Genomic DNA, 18285 nt, shown 5'->3' on the forward strand with positions numbered 1-18285 from the left:
GGGGTCTTGCTGAGGGGCTTGGTCGCCCTGTGTGTGATTCAGTCGGTGTCTGCGTCGCCACCACCGCCACCGCCTCGCAGCAGTTGGCGCACCACGTCAGCGCCAAAGCCCCGCGCGGCCAGGAAGCGGGATTGGCGCGCCCAGTCCGCAGCGTCGGCCGGGCCTTGGCCACCAAAGCGCTTGCGCCACACCAGCCGGGCCCGGTCCAGCTCGGAAGCACGCAACTGCGCCTGCTGCTCGGCGTCGAGCGCCAGCCCATGCTGGGCCAGCTCCAGCCGGATGCGCTGGGTGCCCAGGCGACTGGCGCGCGTGTAGACGCGCGACTCAATGAAGCGGGCCTCGCTCAGGTGACCGGCGGCGGCGAGCTCATCCAGCAGCGCGTCCACCTCGGCGGCGGCATCGGGCGGGTCGGCGTCTTCATCGCCCTGGCGCGCCTGCTCCTTTTGCAGCACCCGCAGCAGCTTGCGCCGCAGCTCCAGCCGGCTGTGCTCGCGCTGCGCCAGCCAGCCCAGGGCTCGGGCGCGCAGCGAAAGCGGCGCGCCCTTCACGGCGCGGGCAGCCGGTAGTTGAGGGTGTAGTGGTGTTGGCCGGCTTCGATGCGCAGCGCAAACTCGCCGGCCAGCCCCAGCAGCTCACCCGTGCCCGAGCCCGGGACCACGTCGATGCGCAGGTGCTGGCTGCCACCACCCATGCTGCCGCTGTGCTGCAAGACGAAGCTGCCGCTGCGCCCGTGCAGCACGCCGGTCACCCGCTCGATGGCCACATAGCCGGCTGAGCCCGGCACCGGCGTGGTGGCGGTGAGCATCTCGCCCTCGCCGGTGGCCACCAGGTCGCCCTCGAACTGCTTGCTGAGCTTGAGCCGCCCCAGGCTCACCCCCTCGGACGCCTGGGCGTCAACCAGAGGTTGCATGCGGACGGAGAAAGTGCCGGTGGCGGTGTGGGACATGGGAGAAAGGCGGATCTTGTTTTAGCAAAGCCGCATGGCTTACTCGCTGTCGCTCGCAAGCTCGTCGCCGCCGCCGATGGCGACGACGCCTACCGCTTCGCGGATGCGGTTTTCAATCTCACGAGCAATATCCGGGTTCTCGCGGAGGAACTCGCGGGCGTTGTCCTTGCCTTGGCCGATCTTTTCGCCCTGATAGGCGTACCAGGCGCCAGACTTGTCGACGATCTTGTGGACGACGCCCATGTCAACGATCTCGCCCTCGCGGCTGATGCCTTCGCCGTAGAGGATGTCGAATTCGGCCGTCTTGAACGGGGGGCTGACCTTGTTCTTGACGACCTTGACCTTGGTCTCGGAGCCGATGACCTCCTCGCCCTTCTTGATCGAGCCGATGCGGCGGATGTCGAGGCGGACCGAGGAATAGAACTTGAGCGCATTGCCGCCGGTGGTCGTCTCGGGGCTGCCGAACATGACGCCGATCTTCATGCGGATCTGGTTGATGAAGATGACCGTGCAGTTGGTCTTCTTGATGGTGGCGGTCAGCTTGCGCAGGGCCTGGCTCATCAATCTAGCCTGCAAACCCGGCAGTTGGTCACCCATCTCGCCTTCGATTTCAGCCTTGGGCGTCAGGGCAGCGACCGAGTCGATCACCACCAGGTCCACCGAGCCGGAGCGCACCAGGGCGTCCACGATCTCCAGCGCCTGCTCGCCGGTGTCGGGCTGGCTGATCAGCATGTCCTGCAGGTTGACGCCCAGCTTTTGGGCGTACTGCACATCCAGCGCGTGCTCGGCGTCGATGAAGGCGCAGGTGCCACCGATCTTTTGCATCTCGGCAATGACCTGCAGGGTCAGTGTCGTCTTGCCGGAGGACTCGGGGCCGTAGATCTCGATCACCCGGCCGCGCGGCAGGCCACCAATGCCCAGGGCGATGTCCAGGCCCAGGGAGCCGGTGGAGACGACCTGGATGTCCTCGATCACCTCACCCTCGCCGAGCCGCATGATCGAACCCTTGCCAAACTGCTTTTCGATCTGGGCGAGAGCGGCTTGCAGGGCCTTGGCTTTTTCGGTGTTCAGGGCGGCGGGGGCGGTGCTCATGGTGGGGTCCTTGCTCGACAGAGAGGGTGGGATTCCGAACAGTGTGAACAGCTGTTTGGCTGGATGAATGAACAGTAGTCTAGGGGTGAGTAAATCGGCAATCCACGAGTTTTTAGTCAGTTTGCCTGATAATAAAGCATGCCCTTGCCTGACCCTGCCTTGCCGGATGAACGCTGGCGCCAAGCCCACCTGGGCCATTGGCTCTACCTGGCGGGTCGGCGCTTCGAAGAGCGCGTGCTGACCCTGGTGGGGCGCAGCCCGCGGGCGCCGCTGGCCCTCGCCAACCTGGCCGCGCGCGGCCAGGTGACGGCCGCCCACCTGCATGTGACGCGGCACCTGCGCCAGGGCGGCGATCGCCTGACCGACCTCGCCCTGCGCGCCGGGATGAGCAAGCAGGCCATGGCCGACCTGGTCGACCAATGCCTGGCCTGGGGCCTGGTGCTGCGCGAGCCCGACCCACAGGACCGCCGCGCCCGGCGCATCCGCTTCACGCCGACAGGGCTGGACTGGCTGGCCGCCTTCCAGGACGCCATCGAACGCGCCGAAGCCGAGGCCCGGGCCGAGTTGGGCGAGGACGTGCTGACCGTCGTACGCCTGGGCCTGGAGGCCTACGCAACGAGCCCGGACTAGCGCCTGCTAACCCTAGGGCAATGGGTCGCGAAGGCCCGCCACAAGGGGCCAATCAAGGCGCGGCTCGCCGCCCGCACTCGCGTGCGGGCCCGGGGCGCAACGCCGAGGGGCCCCTTGTGGCGGGCCTTCCCGGAGGGTTGTGACCAAAACAACCGCACGCCGCGTTGCAAATCCTCGTCGGGGGCCGACCCCGACTTGCGGTTTGCGCCTTGCTTGCGGCTGTTTTGGTCACAACGCGGCCCATTGCCCTAGGGCTAACAGGCGCCAGCTCAAAGCCCAGCACTTCCACGCTCCCCGGCGCGCGCCAATCGTCGGACACTCGCAGACGGGCTGCAAAGGACGCAGCCGGAACTGCCTGCGATGCGACTCCTCATTGCCGAAGACGATCAAGTGCTTGCCGATGGCCTGCTGCGCGCCCTGCGCGCCTCGGGCTATGCGGTGGACCGCGTGGCCACGGGTACCGAGGCCGACACTGCCCTGGCCACGCACGAGTTCGACCTGCTCATCCTCGACCTCGGCCTGCCGCGCCTGCATGGGCTGGAGGTGTTGCGCAAGCTGCGTGGGCGCGGCTCCAGCATGCCAGTGCTCATCCTCACGGCGGCCGACAGCGTCGAGCAGCGCGTGCAGGGCCTGGACCTGGGTGCCGACGACTACATGGCCAAGCCCTTCTCGCTGCAGGAGCTTGAAGCCCGCGTGCGGGCGCTGACCCGGCGCGGCCTGGGCACGGCGGGCAGCGTGATCAAGCACGGGCCGCTGACCTTCGACGCCACCGGCCGCGTGGCCTACATCAACGAGCAGATGATCGAACTCTCGGCCCGCGAGATCTCGCTGCTGGAGGTGCTGCTGCAGCGCGCCGGCCGCCTGGTCAGCAAGGAGCAGCTCGTCGAGCAGCTGTGCGAGTGGGGCGAAGAGGTGAGCAACAACGCCATCGAGGTCTACATCCACCGCCTGCGCAAGAAGATCGAGCAGGGCCCCATCCGCATCGCCACGGTGCGCGGCCTGGGCTATTGCCTTGAAAAAATAGCTGCATGAGCCAGCCCTGACCTGGCGCCACAAGCGACCGTAGCCCCCACGGCCTGATGCCCGATCGATCGCCTTCGCAACAGGGCTCGCTGTTCGGCGAGATCCTGGACTGGATGCTGGCGCCGCTGCTGCTGATCTGGCCGATCAGCGTCGCGCTGACCTGGCTGGTGGCGCAGGGCATTGCGAGCCGGCCCTATGACCGTGAGCTTGGCGAGGTGGCGCGCGGCTTGGCCCTGCAGTCGGCCGCCACCACACCCTCCGCCCGCACCAAGACCCGCTACGCACTGGCTCCCGAAGCCGCTGCGCTGCTGCGCGCCGATGCCTCGGACACCATCTACTACCAGGTGCTGGGCCTGCGCGGCGAGCTGCTGGCCGGTGACGCCAAACTGCCCGTGCCCACCGACGACGCACCGCCCGTGCCCTGGGAGCTGCACTTCCGCGACGACGAGGTCGGCATCGACGCCGTGCGTATTGCCTACCTGTGGTTTGCGCCCGAAGGCGCCGCCAAGGGCAGCCCGCTGATGCTGGTCCAGGTGGCCGAGACCGACGGCAAGCGCGCCCAGCTCACCAACGACATCATCAAGGGCGTCATCCTGCCGCAGTTCGTCATCCTGCCGCTGGCCGTGCTGCTGGTGTGGCTGGCCCTGGCGCGCGGCATCGCGCCGCTGAACGAGCTGCAGCACCGCATCCGCTCACGCGAGAGCAATGACCTCAGCCCCATCGACGAGGCCCGCGTGCCCGACGAGGTGGCCCCGCTGGTCCGCGCCATCAATGACCTGCTCGCCCGGCTCGACTCCTCGATCAGCCGCCAGAAGCACTTCCTGGCCGACGCCGCCCACCAGCTCAAAACGCCGCTGGCGGGCCTGCGCACCCAGGCCGAGTTCATCCAGCGCGAGATCGACGCCGGCCGCAGTTCGCCCGAAGATCTCAAGCGCTCGCTGCAGCAGATCGCCCGCGCCAGCGAGCGTGGCGCCCACACCGTCAACCAGCTGCTCTCCATGGCGCGCGCCGAGGATGCCGAGCAGGCCCTCAACCGCGAGCCCGTCAACCTGGCGGATGTCGCCGTCGAGACCGTGCGCGACTTCGTGCCCCGCGCGCTGGAGCGCCGACTCGACCTGGGCTACGAAGGCGTCCAGCCCGACGCCGCACGCCTGCGCGTGCACGGCCTGCCCGTGCTGCTTGGTGAGCTGGTGCGCAACCTCGTGGACAACGCCCTGCTCTACACCCCGGCGGGCGGCACCGTCACCGTGCGCGTGACCGAAGACCCCTTCGGCCAGGTCGTGGTGCTGCAGGTCGAGGACTCCGGCCCCGGCATCCCGCCGGCCGAGCGGGACAAGGTCTTCCAGCCCTTCTACCGGGCGCTCGGCACCGGCGTCGAAGGCTCGGGCCTGGGCCTGGCCATCGTGCAGGAGATCGTGCAGCAGCATGAGGCCTCCCTGGTGCTCGACGACACCCGCGTGCGCCGCGTGGCCGGCGGCGAGCTGGCCGACGGGCAAGGCCCTGGCGCCCGTTTCACCATCCGCTTCCAGGCACGCATGGCGTCGGCCACGGCCGAGCCGGAAAACAGCACCTGAATCCCCCCTTTTTTGCGGGCAGCGCACCGGCCCGACTTCTGATAGGGGTCTGCGCCCCCGATTTCCTGCGGACTAGTTCACACCCGACCCTCGCAGCCCCCCCGCACGCGGGAGCCCCGGGGTCGTGCAAAAGCAGAACCACCCGTGCACAGTCCAACCCATCGACTCGCCACCCCCGGCTGCCCACCCTAGCTTTCAAGAGGAAGACCCACCGTGAACAAGCTCCGACTGATCGCCTCCGCCGCCCTGCTGCTGAGCTCCGGCCTCGCCCTCGCCCAATCCACCCCGGACCTGGGCCGCGCCCAGAAGCAAGCCGACAACGTGTTCCGCTGGATCAAGGTCCACGCCGAGCGCCCGGCCGCCGCCCCGGCTGCTGCACCCGCCCCGGTCGCCCAAGCCGCCGTCAAGCGCACGGCACCAGCCCCGGCCGCCGCACCCGTGCGTGTTGCCAGCGCTGGCAACGCGTCGCCGCTGGCGGCTGTGAGCAGCGCCGCCGCCGCCACCGCAGCGTCGCCCGAAGCCATGCTGCAGGCCAACCCAACCGCCGCCGGTTACGCCGCCGACTCGCAGCCTGCGAACACCGCCTACACCAGCAGCGCCCCTGCCAGCGCGGGCGCCACGCAGTACGCCCCCTCACAGGCGCAACCCGCCGTTGAAGTGCCGGCCTCCAGCGCCGTGGCCGAGACCCCGAGCGAGCCCGCGCTGAACCTGATCAAGCGCGTCGATCCCGAGCTGCCCGCCGGCTTTGAACTGAACGAACGCGGCTTTGCGCAAATCAGCTTCACCGTCGAACCCGACGGCCGCGTCTCCAACGCCAACATCCTCAAGGCCTCGATCAAGCGCCTGGGCTATGCCGCCGCAGAGGCCGTGCGCCAGTGGCGCTTCGAGCCGGTCAAGACCGCCCAGCACGTGGCGGTGCAGATCGAGTTCGCACCCGAGTGACAGCGCCCCGGCGCTGAATGACGGACACTGACGGGCTTTTCCCGCCCGTCTCATGAGCCTGCCCAACGACCTGCTAGACGCCGAGTTCGCCGAACTCGACGCACTCCTTGCCAACACCCCGAAGCCGCTGGAGGCCCTGGACGTCGCGATGCTCGACGGCTACCTCTGCGGCGTCCTCATCCAGCCCCGGCTGATCGACGAAGCCGAGTGGCTGCCCGGCATCTTCGACTTCGACGGCCGCGCCCTGCCCGCCGACGCCGACCCGGCCTGGCTCGACCGCATCACCACCCTCACCCGCCGCCGCCACAGCGCCTTGCAGCGCTCGTTGGCCGAGCAGGGCTGGTTCGACCCCGTCGTCGTTGACCAACCCGAAGACGAAGCGGCCGAGCCTGGCGACCAGCCGCTCAGCGAGGCAGAGCAGCTGCAGCGCGACACCTACGCCGCCCTGGCACCGGCCTCACGGCCGCTGCTGGCCTGGGTATCTGGGTTTGCCCACGCGCTGGAACGCTATCCCGAGCTGGGCGAGATCGACGAGCCGGGCATCGACACCGCGCTGGCGCGGCTGTTCCGGCATCTGCCGGCCGAGACCGACGAGGAGAAGGAAATCCTCGCCACGCTGGACCGCGAGCACCCGCTCAAGGACGTGGACGACGCCGTCGAGGAGCTGGTGGCCTGCGTCGCCGACCTCAACGACCTGACCCAGGCCGCGCGCTACCACGTGGACACCATCCGGCGCGACCAGCCCAAGGTCGGCCGCAACGACCCCTGCCCCTGCGGCTCAGGCCGCAAGTTCAAGGCCTGTCACGGCAAGTGAACCGGCCGCTGGAAGGCGCGCCGCGCCGCCTCGGCGGCCGGGTAGACGCTGCAGCGCCGGTCATGGTCATTGATCAGGCCCATGGCCTGCAGGAAGGCGTGCATGGTGGTCGGCCCCACGAACTTCCAGCCCCGCCGCTTCAAGTCGCTTGAAAGCCGGCGCGAGGGCCCGGACTCATTGAGCTGGTGCACCGCCTCGCCCGGCTCGGGCTCGAAGCGCCACACATAGGCCGCCAAGCTGCCCACCTCGGCCACCAGCTCGACACAGCGCGCCGCGTTGTTCAAGGTCGCCTCGATCTTGCCGCGATGCCGCACGATGCCTTCGTCCTGCAGCAAGCGCAGCACCTCGGCCTCGCCCCAGCCAGCGAGGCGGTGCACGTCAAAGCCCTCGAAGGCGCGCCGAAAGCCCTCGCGCTTGTGCAGGATGGTGCGCCACGACAAGCCGCTCTGAAACCCTTCGAGGCACAGCTTCTCGAACAAGCGGGCCTCGTCGACCACCGGGAAGCCCCACTCCTCGTCGTGATAACGCAGGTAGAGGGCATCGCCCGGCGACGCCGCACACCAAGGGCAACGGGGGTGGCCGTCTGGCGGCAGGAAGAGCGGGCGGGCGCTCACCGAGGGGCCTCGGCGATGCGGCGCAGGCTGCCGTCGGCTTCCAGGCGCTTGAGCGCGGCGTTGAGGCGGTCCACCGCCGCTTGAGGGAGGTCTTTGCGGTACACGAGGTATTGATGCTCCAGCGGGAAGCCCTGGCTCTGCAGCCGAACCCGCGCACCCAACTGCGCGTCGCGGATGGTCCGCTGCAGATTTTGCTCCTGGCCGTACACGGCCGAGGCACGGCCGCGCAGCAGCATCTCCAGCGCCTCGCGGTCCGAGGCCACCTCGGCCACGGCCACGCCCTCGCGCTTGAGCGCCTGCACCAGGATGCTGCCGCGCATCACCACCACCGGCTGTTGGCGGCTCAACTGCGCCAGCGCCTCGTAGCCCTCCAGATTCAGCGGCGGCTCTGCGCGCAGCACGACGGCATGGCGCACGCCGTACAGCGGCGTTGGCGCGTAGTGCCAGCGCTGTGCCCGCTCGGGGCTGCGCAGCAGGCAGAAGAACACGTCGATGCCACCTTCCTCCAGCAGCAGCTCGACGCGGCGCAACGGGTGCGGCTGCTCCACGCCCGCAAACCGCAGGCCAGGGTCCACGCGCTGCACCGCGTGCAGGATGTCAAGGCAGATGCCGCCGCGCGGCACGCCGGCTTCATCGAGCTCGTACTTGATGCGCGCGCCCGCCTGGCTGACGGTGCGCAGGCTCAGCGGCTGCGCGCTGCACACCGCACTGCACAACGCTAGGCACAGCATCGCCAGCACGCCCACCCAACAGCGCCGCCATCGACCCAGGCTCAACTGCACTCGACTCCCCAACTGGCGGCGACCATGACGACAGTGTCACGGCCGACCTTGAAGGGCAAGCATACGGCCATCACGCCAGCAGGGCATCAGCCCGCAACACCAGCAGCCGCCGGGCACTGGCTGCAAAATAGGCCCATGGCCCGACCCGAGTTCACCGTCAGCGTCAGCGTCTCCACACTGCCCGAGCAGACCCATCTGGAGCAAAGCCTCTATGCCTACAGCTACACGGTGAGCATCGAGAACACCGGCGATGTGCTCGCCCAGCTGATCGGGCGGCACTGGGAGATCGTCGATGCCAACGGCCAGCTGCAAACCGTCGATGGCCTGGCCGTCGTCGGGCACCAGCCGGTCCTGGCGCCGGGGCAGAGCTTCCAGTACAGCTCCTGGGCCCAGATCGGCACGCCCCAGGGCACGATGCGGGGGCGCTTCCTGTGCGTGACTGAAGGCTGCGAGATCTTCCACGCCGAAGTGGCCGAGTTCCTGCTGGCCGACAGCGCCAGCCTGCATTGAGAGCTTGAGCGCCTGATGACGGCCCGCAGCTGGGACCTGACCGCCCTGCTGAATGCGGCAGACCCCGACAGCGCACTGCCCGAACGCAATCTGTGGCTGGTCAGGCTGCTGGAGTGGCTGCGCCACCCGGCACCTGGCGATGCGGCCGACGACGGCGTCGCCAGCACGGGAACACCACTGCCCGTGTTGCGGCTCAAGCACCTGCTCAATGTGCTGGAGCGCCACCCCGAGCACGCGCAGCGCTTTGCCGGCGTGATTGCCGGCGTGTGGACGCAGCTCGACGCGGTCAGCCTCTTCGCCGACGTCGGCTTTGCGCCGCGCACCGCGCTGTGGAGTGAGTTCCTGTCGCGCCTGGGGCGCCGCCTGCTGCCGGCCAGCGCCGACACGCAGGAGCTGTCGCTCTTGTTCGAACTGCTGTTCCCCGACGCGGCCGACGAAGCCTGGCTGGCGGCGCTCGACGACGACTTGGTGCGTCGCCTGGGCCTGCTGTTCACGGCGGCACCCGTGGAGAGCTGGCGGCGCGAGATCGTCGATGGCATCACGGTACTGGTCAGCCAAGTTAGCGCGGCCGGCTTCGCCCCCGCCATGCGGCTGCGCATGGACCCTGGCGTGCAGCAAAAGCGCCCCTTCCAGTCGCTCGTGTCGGCCTGGGAGGGCGTGGAGCGTGCGCTGCGCGACCCCGGCAACCCACGCCGGCCGCTCACGCCGGCGCTGCAATACCTGCGCGGCTTGCTGGACCGCTGCCGCAGCGCGGCGCGCAGCGTGCCCGAGCACCTGGAGGCGCATGGCGTCTCGGTGGACCTGATCTTTGGCGTCGAGCAGATGCTGGCCCGCACTGACCGCATCGAGGCCTTGCTGGCTTGTTTGCTCAGCCCCGACCCTGGCCCCGAGCTGCGCCGCCTGACCCTGACCCTGGTGCGCGAGGTGCACGAGCGGCGCAGCATCCGCACCCTGTTTGCGCAGCACTACTCGCTCCTGGCGCGCAAGCTGACCGAGCGCAGCGCCGAAACTGGCGAGCACTACATCACCCGCACGCCGGCCGAGTACCGCGACATGCTGCGCCGCGCGGCGGGTGGCGGCAGCGTGATTGCCGGCACCACGCTGGGCAAGTTCGCGCTGGCAGCGCTGGGGCTCACCGCCTTCTGGGGTGGCTTCTGGGCCGGCATGCTGTACGCGCTGAGCTTTGTGCTGGTGCATCTGCTGCACTGGACGGTGGCCACCAAGCAGCCGGCGATGACGGCGCCGGCCCTGGCCACGCGGCTGCGCGGCCTGCCGCGCGACGAAGGGCTGGACGGCTTTGTGGACGAAGTGGCCCACCTCTTCCGCTCGCAGGTGGCGGGCATCGTCGGCAATGTGGCGGCCGTGGTGCCCCTGGTGCTGCTGGCCCAGGGCCTGGGGCAATGGCTGTGGGGCAGCACGCCCATCAGCGCGGCCCAGGCGCACTACGTGCTGCACTCGCTCGACCTCCTCGGCCCGACCTTGCTGTTTGCCGCGTTCACCGGCGTGCTGCTGTTCGTGTCCAGCCTGATCGCGGGCTGGGTGGAGAACTGGTTCGTCTTCCAGCGCCTGGACAGCGCCATCGCCTGGAGCCCGCGCATCGTGGCGGTGTTGGGGCAGGCGCGGGCCCAGCGCTGGGCAGCCTGGTGGCGGGCCAATATCTCGGGCCTGACGGCCAATTTCAGCCTGGGCTTGCTGCTGGGCCTGGTGCCAGCGGTGCTGGCCTTCTTTGGGCTGCCCATCGAGGTGCGGCACGTGACACTGTCGGCCGGGCAGCTGACGGCAGCCGCCGGCGCGCTCGGTCCCACCCTGCTGGCCACGGGCGACTTCTGGCGCTGCGTGGTGGCCATCGTCGGCGTGGGCATGCTCAACGTGGGCGTGAGCTTTTACTGCGCCTTCCGAGTTGCGCTGCGCGCACAGGGCGTACGCGTCAGCGACCGCCGCCGCGTGCGCGACGCCGTGCTGGCACGGCTGCGGCAGTCGCCGCGCAGCTTCTTCCTGCCTCCGCCGGACTGATCACTCGTCGCGGCGCTCGCCCTTGGATCGTCCGGCGAACATGGTCCACCAGACGATCAGGACGAGCACGGCGAGCGCGCCGAGGGCTTCAAGTAGCAGCAGGAGCATGCGCAGAAGTATCGGCCTTGAACATCGCCTTGATGCCCCGCACCGCCTGCCGGATGCGCGCCTCGTTCTCGATCAAGGCGAAGCGCACATGGTCGTCGCCATGGTCGCCAAAGCCGATGCCGGGTGACACGCAGACCTTGGCCTTGGCCAGCAGCTGCTTGGCGAACTCGACCGAGCCCAGGCCGCGATAGGCGTCGGGGATCTTGGCCCAGATGTACATCGAGGCCTTGGGGCAGTCCACCATCCAGCCCGCTTCGCGCAGGCCTTTGACGAGCACATCGCGGCGCTTCTGGTAGGTGGCGGCAATCTCGTGCACGCAGGCCTGGTCGCCCTCCAGCGCGGCGATGGCCGCCACCTGCAGCGGCGTGAAGGTGCCGTAGTCGTGATAGCTCTTGATGCGCGCCAGCGCGGCCACCAGCTCGCGGTTGCCCACCATGAAGCCGATGCGCCAGCCGGCCATGTTGTAGCTCTTGGAGAGGGTGAAGAACTCGACCGCCACGTCCTTGGCGCCCGGCACCTGCAGGATGGACGGGGCCTTCCAGCCGTCGAAGACGATGTCGGCATAGGCCAGGTCGTGCACGACAAAGATGTCGTGCTTCTTGGCCAAGGCAATCACGCGCTCGAAGAAATCCAGCTCCACACACTGCGCCGTTGGGTTGCTGGGGAACCCGAGCACCATCATCTTGGGCTTGGGGTAGCTGCCGCGGATGGTCTTCTCCAGCTCGGCAAAGAAGTCCACGCCCGGCACGTTGGGGACCGAGCGGATATCGGCCCCGGCAATCACGGCACCATAGATGTGGATGGGGTAGCTCGGGTCGGGCACCAGCACGGTGTCGCCGCGGTCCAGCGTGGCGAGCATCAGGTGCGCGAGGCCCTCCTTGGAGCCGATGGTGACGATGGCCTCGTTGTCCGGGTCGATCTCAACGGCATAGCGGTCGCGGTACCAGTGCGATATCGCGCGGCGCAGGCGCGGGATGCCCTTGCTGGCCGAGTAGCCGTGGATGTCGGGCCGCTGCGCGGCTTCGGTGAGCTTGGCGACGATGTGCGGCGGCGTGGCCCCATCGGGGTTGCCCATGCTCATGTCGATGATGTCTTCCCCGCGTCGGCGGGCGGCCAGCTTGAGCTCGGCCGTGATGTTGAAGACGTAGGGGGGAAGGCGGTCAATGCGCGCGAAACGGCGCTGGCCTGAGGAGGTCATGACGATGGTCTTTCACGTGAGCGCCCGGAACCGTCCGAGCGACGTGACCTTGCTGAGGCAAGGCCGGGCCAGAAGTTAACACGCGCCCGGACAATGGCCGGATGCAACGCTTCCACACCCACCTTGGCCGCGACATCCGGCTCACCTCGGGCAGCGCGCGCGATCTGGCGCCCGGCGAGTTCGGGCTGCTGGCCATCGACGGCGGCGCGGGCGGCTGGTCCGTGGTGCACAAAGGCCCCAGCGGCGAGGTGATGGAGCTGAACAATGAGATGCACTTCGAGACGCCCGAAGCCGCGCTGGCATTCGTCAAAGAGCTGATCGAGCTGCTCGGCCCGGCGGCGGCCTGAATAGCCCCAGGCGCACGGCCGGCCCGGCGCTTCACTATCCTGCGCCGCCCCCAAACCGCTGGAGCCCCCCATGCCCGCTGCCCTGACGCCCCGTCCCCTGCTGATCGCCCTCATCAGCCTGCTCGCCAGCCTGCACACCGCCAGCGCGCTGGCACAGGCCGCCACGCCTGTGAAGCCACAGGGCTGCGTCTACGGCCACGAGGCCTCGGAGCGCGACATCGGCTACTGCCAGGCGGTGCGCAGCGGCAACATGCTCTACATCTCGGGCATCGTGGCGGCAGGTCCAATGGACAAGGCCGTGCCCCAGGTCTACGAGGAACTGCGCCAGGTGCTCAAGCGCCAGGGCCTCGACTTCTCGAACGTGGTCAAGGAGAACCTCTACGCCACCGACCTGCCGGCCATGCTCACCCAAATGGAGGCCCGCAAGCGCTTCTACGCCGGCGCCACGCCCGCCGCCACCTGGGCGCAGGTGCAAAAACTGTTTGCCCCCGAGCTGGTGCTGGAAGTGGAGCTGATTGCCGCGTTCCCGCGCTGAGCCAAGACCCGCCAAGGCACTGTTCTTGCTGCGGTCGGCGTATCGCAACGCCCTGATCCCGCCCGATGCCCCTGCTTCGTTACTTCGCCCACCTGCCTGCCGGCAAGCAGGTGCTGTGGTGCTATCTGATCTGGTACCTGGTCACCGTGGTGGCGCTGTTCGACCCCAGCCCCACCCTCTGGCTCAACTCGGTCGGCATCAGCGCCGTGATCGGCTTCGCCCTGCAGCTCAGTGTGGCCAAGGGTGCCCAGACAGACCGCTGGCAGACCTTCCGACTCTTCATGATGCCGTTTGGCGTCTCCAGCTTTGCCTCGCTGATCAAGGGCAAGGGCTATGTGCTGGTGTTCCCGAGCGACCTGCAGTTGCTGCTGATCTCGGTTGCGGCCTGCGGCGCCTTTTTGGCGGGTTGCGCCCTGCTGCGACGGACCATGCCTTGAGGGCCGAGCGCCGGGCCGCCCCAAGCCGGCCCCTGGGGCAATGCTGGTGGCTCAGTGCCTCCAGCATTGACGTCCCCTCGGGGGACCGCCCCCTCAAGCCAGCGTTCAGCGCGGCATGAGGGGGCGAGGGGCCTCAACTTTGCCCGCCAGCCTTTGAGGCCTTGCCCTTGAGCACGGGGGCGTCGGGCAAGTTCAGCAGATCGGCGGCGAGGGCCTCGGCGACCTCGATGCCATCGACGCCGGCAGACATGATCCCGCCGGCATAGCCCGCGCCCTCACCGGCCGGGAAGAGGCCGCGCACATTGAGGCTTTGGTAGTCGCGGCCGCGCGTGACGCGCAGCGGGCTGGAGGTACGGGTCTCGACGCCGGTGAAAACGGCGTCGGCGCGGTCGAAGCCGGGGATCTGCTTGGCAAAGGCGGGGATGGCCTCGCGGATGGCGTCGAGGCAGTAGTCGGGCAAGGAGCCACGGGCCTTCTGCTGCAAATCGACCAGGGTCACGCCGGGCTTGTAGCTGGGCTCGACGCTGCCGAGCGCGGCACTCTTCTGGCGCTTGACGAAGTCGCCCACCAGGCTGGCCGGTGCCAGGTAGCCACCGCCACCCAGCTCGTAAGCGCGGCTCTCCCAGAAGCGCTGGAAGGCCATGCCGTCGAGCGGGCTCACGGGGCTGCCATCGCGCTTGCCATCCTGCCGGTAGTCCTCGGGGCTGATGTTGACGACGATGCCGGCATTGGCATTGCGTTCGTTGCGCGAGTACTGGCTCATGCCATTGGTGACGACGCGCTCGGGCTCGCTGGTGGCGGCCACCACGGTGCCGCCAGGGCACATGCAAAAGCTGTAGACCGCGCGGCCATTGGCGGCGTGGTGGACGAGCTTGTAGTCGGCCGCACCCAGCAGCGGGTGCTTGGCGTTGGGGCCAAAGCGCGCCGCGTCGATGATGCTTTGCGGGTGTTCGATCCGGTAGCCAATGGCGAAGGGCTTGGCCTCCATGAAGACGCCGCGCGCGTGCAGCATCGTGAAGGTGTCGCGCGCGCTGTGACCGAGGGCCAGCACCACGTGGCGGGTGTCGATCTGCTCGCCGGATTCAAGCTGCACACCCCGGACCGCGCCATCCTCGATCAATAGGTCCGTCACCTTCTGCTGGAAGCGGATCTCCCCGCCCAGCCGCTCGATCTCGGCGCGGATCTTGATCACCATGCTGACCAGGCGGAAGGTGCCGATGTGGGGTTTGGAGACGTAGAGGATCTCTTCGGGCGCGCCGGCCTTCACAAACTCGGTCAGCACCTTGCGCGTCAGGTGGCGCGGGTCGGAGATCTGGCTGTAGAGCTTGCCGTCCGAGAAGGTGCCGGCCCCGCCCTCGCCGAACTGGACGTTGGACTCTGGCGTGAGCCGCTGCTCGCGCCACAGACCCCAGGTGTCCTGGGTGCGCTCGCGCACCTGCTTGCCACGCTCCAGCACGATGGGCCGCAGGCCCATCTGCGCCAGGATCAGGGCCGCGAAGATACCGCAGGGCCCGAAGCCGACGACCACGGGCCGGGGCCCGGTGAAGTCGCCGCCATCCTTCCCAATTTGGGCCAGGAAGTGGTAGCCGGTGTCGGGCGTGGGCCGGATGTGGTGGTCGACCGCAAAGCGGGCCAGCAGGGCCGCTTGGTCCACGCCCGGGGCCAGCTCGCAGTCCACCGTGTAGACCAGCCAGATGTCGCGCTTCTTGCGCGCGTCGTAGCCACGCCGGAAGACGGTGAAGGCGGCCAGCTCCGCGTCCTGCAGCCCCAGGCGCGCGACCACGGCCGGGCGCAGGGCGTCCTCGGCGTGATTCAGCGGCAGGCGCAGCTCGGTGATGCGAATCATGAGATGCGGATCATGAAATGCAAACAGGCCCGCGAAGGGCCTGTCAGTGCAGGGCAGTCAGCCGATCAGCCCGAATGCGGGCGCTTGCCCGGGTTCTTCTTGGAGCGGGTGTGGGACCCACGCTCCAGGCTGCTCTTCTGGCCCTTGCCAGTGGTGAAGGTGACGCCCTTGGGGGCGGCGGGGCGGGGGGAGGCGCGGCGGTCCGCTTCGGTGACGATCTTGTTGCCCATTGATGGCTCCAGCAGGGGGTCAGACAGAAAAGGGTGCAGATTTTAGGCGAAGGCGGAACGTTGCCATTCGGCGCGGAAAAGCTCGTCGTTGTCGGGGTCGAGCCGCCAGGCCTCGAAGTCGTCCAGATCGAGCGGCCGCGCGACGTGGAAACCCTGGACCAGATCGCAGCCGCAATCGCCCACCACGCCCAGTTCCTCGACGGACTCCACGCCCTCGCCCGTGACCGTCAGGCCCAGGCTGTGGCCGATGCCGACGATGGCGCTCAGGAGCGCGCGGCGCTTGGGGTCGAGGTGGGCGTTTTCGACGAAGCTGCGGTCCACCTTGAGCTCGTCCACCGGCAGGCGCTGCAGGTAGCCGAGCGACGACTGGCCGGTGCCAAAGTCGTCAATGGCCAGCCGCACGCCCAGGCGGCGCAGCCCGTGCATCACGGTGATGGGGTCGTTGCCGCTGGCCATCAGGCCGGTCTCGGTGACTTCGAGTTGCAGCTTGCGCGGGTCCACGCGGTACTCGGCCAGCACGGCGCGCACCCGCTCGGGCAGGCCGAGGTCCTGGATGTCGAGCGTGGTGACGTTGACGGCGATGTAGAGGTCCACGTCTTCGGCCTGCCAGCGCGCCAGGGTCTGGGCAGCGCGGGTCAGCATCCACTGGGTGATCAGGCGGATGCGGCCGCTGCTCTCGGCAAAGGGCACGAACTCGCTGGGCGGCAGCCAGCCGCGCTCAGGATGCTGCCAGCGCACCAGGGCTTCGACACCCACCACGCGGCCGCTGCGCAAGTGGCGCTTGGGCTGCAGGTACTGGCGCAGCTGGTCGCCCTGGATGGCGGCCTGCAGGTCTGACAGCAGCGACAGGTGCAGCTCGCGCGAGGCCTCCAGGCCCGGGTTGTAGACCACCACGTGCTGGCGCGCGCGCTTGGCCTCGAACATGGCCTGCTCGGCCCGGCGCAGCAGGCCTTCTGTGCTGTCCGCATGCACGGGCCAGTGGGCGATGCCCAGGGACACCGACAGGTCCAGGCCCTGGCCCTGCCAGGAGAGCTTGTGTTCGACCTCGTCGCGCAGGTGGGCGGCCATGGCGCCGATCTGGTCATAGCGCAACAGGGGCACCAAGGCCACGAAGGTGCCGCCACCGAGCCGGCCGTAGGCGGCAATGCCCTCGAACATCACATTGAGCTTGCCGGCCGCGCCGCGCAGCAGGGCGTCCCCGGCTTCGAAGCCCAGCACCGCGTTGACGGCCTTGAGGCGGTCCACGTCGATGCACAGCAGGGCGGCCACCTCGTCGCTCTGGGCCAGGCGCGCCAGCAGGCTGTCGCCCTCGGCAATGAAGCGGGCGCGCTGGGCCAGGCCGGTGAGCAGGTCGGTATTGCCCATGCGGCGCAGCGCAGTTTCGCGCTCGGCCACGGCCTGGGCCACGGTGCCCATGGCCTGGGCCACTTCTCCGAGCTCATCGATACGGTCGACCGGCAGGTCGAGCTGGTAGTCGCCTTGGGCAATGCGGTCGGCAGCGGCGGTGAGGCGGCGCAGGGGCCGCGCGATGGAGCGCGTGACAGCCACCGCCAGCACCCCCCCGAGCACAAAGGCCACCGCGCAGACGATGTAGATCCAGCGGCGCGTGGAGGCCGTCTCGTTGCGCAGCCGTTCCACCTCCAGTGCAGCGGCCTGGTCGGTCTGGGCCGACAGGGTCTGCACGGCGACGAGGAAGCTCGACAGCGCCTCCTCCACCGGCCCGCTCAAGGACTGCCGGGCCGCCTCGAAATCATTGGCCTCGATGAGGTCCACCGTCAGGTCGTACTGGCGCCGGAAGTCCCGCAGGCGCTCCATCAGCAGTTGCTTGACCTCGGCGGAGGCGGCGACCGGCAGGGTCTGGTCCAGGCGCTGCAGGGCGGTGTCGAGCCGGCGGTGTGCGGCGTCGATGTCGGCATAGGCCGGGATGCGGCGCGTGCGCTCGCGATGCATCAGCGTCAGCAGCTTGCGCGTCGCGTCCTCGGCGCTGGTGGTGATCTGGTGGATGGTGTCGCGCGCCGCGCTCTGCTGGCCCAGCAGGCGCTCCAGCGCGCCATCGAGGCTGTCCTGCGCGCGCATGGCCAGCGCGGCCAGCAGGACGACGAGCGCCAGCAAGGCCGCAAAGGCCAGGCTGAGCCGGACGCGGATGCGCAGGCCTCGACGAGCGTCAATCGGGGTCGTCATCGCTCCAACGCTGAAGCAGCAGCCGAGCCGTGGCCACATTGGTGGCGCAGGGCACGTCGTGCACGTCACAGGCGCGCACCAGGGCATTGATGTCGGGCTCGTGGGGCTGCGGGGTCATCGGGTCGCGCAGAAAGATGACGCCGTCGATGGCGCCGACCGACAGCTGGGCCCCGATCTGCAGGTCGCCGCCCAGCGGGCCGGAGAGGCAGCGCTCGATCGTCAGCCCATGGGCGGCGGCCAGCCGCGCGCCCGTGGTGCCCGTGGCCACCAGCTGGCAGCGGCGCAGCAGCGGCAGGAACTGGCCCGCCAGCGTGAGCATGGCGTCTTTGCGGCCATCGTGGGCGATCAAGGCAAGCTTCAAAGCGAGGGCTCCGGGACCAAAACTGGCCGACTGTAGGACCCACAGCCCGTGGCAGGCCGCCAACGCCAGGCGGGCCCTCATTTTTCGGCGGGTTTCGCGCAG

20 protein-coding genes are annotated in these 18285 nt (G+C 69.0%); 10 read left to right on the plus strand and 10 right to left on the minus strand.

What is annotated here, in order from left to right:
* Nucleotides 1-38: 38 nt before the first annotated feature.
* From ABDJ85_RS00745 to recA, 3 genes are read right to left on the minus strand one after another with little or no spacing between them, the layout of a single operon-like run.
* A complete protein-coding gene (locus ABDJ85_RS00745; protein WP_347702815.1) occupies nt 39-548 on the minus strand; it encodes a RecX family transcriptional regulator in 510 nt (169 codons plus the stop codon).
* Nucleotides 545-946: a DUF3224 domain-containing protein gene (locus tag ABDJ85_RS00750; RefSeq protein ID WP_347702816.1), complete on the minus strand. Its 402-nt coding sequence runs from the start codon at nt 944-946 to the stop codon at nt 545-547. Before ABDJ85_RS00750 ends, ABDJ85_RS00745 begins: the two co-directional genes overlap by 4 nt.
* Nucleotides 947-985: 39 nt before the next feature.
* Nucleotides 986-2038, minus strand: coding sequence for a recombinase RecA (recA, locus tag ABDJ85_RS00755; protein WP_347702817.1), 1053 nt, complete (start codon nt 2036-2038; stop codon nt 986-988).
* 138 nt (nt 2039-2176) lie between these two features.
* Between recA and ABDJ85_RS00760 the strand changes: the two genes are divergently transcribed.
* The 5 genes from ABDJ85_RS00760 to ABDJ85_RS00780 all read left to right on the plus strand — a co-directional run bounded on the left by ABDJ85_RS00760 (nt 2177) and on the right by ABDJ85_RS00780 (nt 7021).
* Nucleotides 2177-2668 carry a MarR family winged helix-turn-helix transcriptional regulator gene (locus ABDJ85_RS00760; protein WP_347702818.1) on the plus strand — a complete coding sequence of 164 codons (492 nt, stop codon included), beginning with the start codon at nt 2177-2179 and terminating at the stop codon, nt 2666-2668.
* Between the two features lie 360 nt (nt 2669-3028).
* On the plus strand, nt 3029-3700 hold the full coding sequence (locus tag ABDJ85_RS00765; protein ID WP_347702819.1) for a response regulator: 672 nt from the start codon (nt 3029-3031) through the stop codon (nt 3698-3700).
* A gap of 47 nt (nt 3701-3747) precedes the next feature.
* Nucleotides 3748-5265: a sensor histidine kinase gene (locus ABDJ85_RS00770; protein WP_347702820.1), complete on the plus strand. Its 1518-nt coding sequence runs from the start codon at nt 3748-3750 to the stop codon at nt 5263-5265.
* A 213-nt stretch (nt 5266-5478) separates the two neighbouring features.
* Nucleotides 5479-6207 carry a TonB family protein gene (locus ABDJ85_RS00775; protein WP_347702821.1) on the plus strand — a complete coding sequence of 243 codons (729 nt, stop codon included), beginning with the start codon at nt 5479-5481 and terminating at the stop codon, nt 6205-6207.
* Between the two features lie 52 nt (nt 6208-6259).
* Nucleotides 6260-7021, plus strand: a complete 762-nt coding sequence (locus ABDJ85_RS00780; RefSeq protein ID WP_347702822.1) for a UPF0149 family protein — start codon at nt 6260-6262, stop codon at nt 7019-7021.
* On the opposite strand, the gene ABDJ85_RS00785 is transcribed toward ABDJ85_RS00780, so the two are convergent.
* Both ABDJ85_RS00785 and ABDJ85_RS00790 read right to left on the minus strand, forming a co-directional pair.
* Entirely contained in the window at nt 7009-7635 is a 627-nt protein-coding gene (locus tag ABDJ85_RS00785; RefSeq protein WP_347702823.1) for a DNA-3-methyladenine glycosylase I, read from the minus strand. The genes ABDJ85_RS00780 and ABDJ85_RS00785 overlap by 13 nt on opposite strands.
* A complete protein-coding gene (locus tag ABDJ85_RS00790; RefSeq protein ID WP_347702824.1) occupies nt 7632-8411 on the minus strand; it encodes a substrate-binding periplasmic protein in 780 nt (259 codons plus the stop codon). Before ABDJ85_RS00790 ends, ABDJ85_RS00785 begins: the two co-directional genes overlap by 4 nt.
* Before the next feature lie 141 nt (nt 8412-8552).
* Here ABDJ85_RS00790 and apaG point away from each other — a divergent pair, with 141 nt between their 5' ends.
* Nucleotides 8553-8927, plus strand: coding sequence for a Co2+/Mg2+ efflux protein ApaG (apaG, locus tag ABDJ85_RS00795; RefSeq protein WP_347702825.1), 375 nt, complete (start codon nt 8553-8555; stop codon nt 8925-8927).
* A gap of 15 nt (nt 8928-8942) precedes the next feature.
* Nucleotides 8943-10940 carry a site-specific recombinase gene (locus tag ABDJ85_RS00800; RefSeq protein ID WP_347702826.1) on the plus strand — a complete coding sequence of 666 codons (1998 nt, stop codon included), beginning with the start codon at nt 8943-8945 and terminating at the stop codon, nt 10938-10940.
* A gap of 88 nt (nt 10941-11028) precedes the next feature.
* Here the strand turns inward: ABDJ85_RS00800 and alaC are convergent, their stop codons facing one another.
* Complete coding sequence (gene alaC, locus ABDJ85_RS00805; RefSeq protein ID WP_347702827.1) at nt 11029-12246, minus strand: alanine transaminase; 1218 nt, start codon at nt 12244-12246, stop codon at nt 11029-11031.
* Nucleotides 12247-12347: 101 nt separating this feature from the next.
* Here alaC and ABDJ85_RS00810 point away from each other — a divergent pair, with 101 nt between their 5' ends.
* The 3 genes from ABDJ85_RS00810 (at nt 12348) to ABDJ85_RS00820 (ending at nt 13565) form a co-directional block, all read left to right on the plus strand.
* The gene (locus ABDJ85_RS00810) at nt 12348-12593 is read left to right on the plus strand and encodes a hypothetical protein (protein WP_347702828.1); all 246 of its coding nucleotides are present in this window, start codon (nt 12348-12350) and stop codon (nt 12591-12593) included.
* A gap of 70 nt (nt 12594-12663) precedes the next feature.
* Nucleotides 12664-13128: a RidA family protein gene (locus tag ABDJ85_RS00815; protein ID WP_347702829.1), complete on the plus strand. Its 465-nt coding sequence runs from the start codon at nt 12664-12666 to the stop codon at nt 13126-13128.
* 65 nt (nt 13129-13193) lie between these two features.
* Nucleotides 13194-13565, plus strand: a complete 372-nt coding sequence (locus tag ABDJ85_RS00820; protein WP_347702830.1) for a hypothetical protein — start codon at nt 13194-13196, stop codon at nt 13563-13565.
* A 133-nt stretch (nt 13566-13698) separates the two neighbouring features.
* Here the strand turns inward: ABDJ85_RS00820 and ABDJ85_RS00825 are convergent, their stop codons facing one another.
* From ABDJ85_RS00825 to ABDJ85_RS00840, 4 genes are all read right to left on the minus strand, one after another.
* A complete protein-coding gene (locus ABDJ85_RS00825) occupies nt 13699-15411 on the minus strand; it encodes an NAD(P)/FAD-dependent oxidoreductase (RefSeq protein WP_347702831.1) in 1713 nt (570 codons plus the stop codon).
* A gap of 65 nt (nt 15412-15476) precedes the next feature.
* On the minus strand, nt 15477-15641 hold the full coding sequence (locus ABDJ85_RS00830; RefSeq protein WP_347702832.1) for a hypothetical protein: 165 nt from the start codon (nt 15639-15641) through the stop codon (nt 15477-15479).
* A 42-nt stretch (nt 15642-15683) separates the two neighbouring features.
* On the minus strand, nt 15684-17822 hold the full coding sequence (locus tag ABDJ85_RS00835) for a putative bifunctional diguanylate cyclase/phosphodiesterase (protein WP_347702833.1): 2139 nt from the start codon (nt 17820-17822) through the stop codon (nt 15684-15686).
* Nucleotides 17806-18141, minus strand: coding sequence for a methylglyoxal synthase (locus tag ABDJ85_RS00840; protein ID WP_347703810.1), 336 nt, complete (start codon nt 18139-18141; stop codon nt 17806-17808). The genes ABDJ85_RS00835 and ABDJ85_RS00840 overlap by 17 nt, the downstream gene beginning before the upstream one ends.
* Between the last annotated feature and the right edge of the window lie 144 nt (nt 18142-18285).

Origin of the sequence: Roseateles paludis (assembly GCF_039872745.1) — a bacterium.
GTDB classification, from domain to species: domain Bacteria; phylum Pseudomonadota; class Gammaproteobacteria; order Burkholderiales; family Burkholderiaceae_C; genus Pelomonas; species Pelomonas paludis.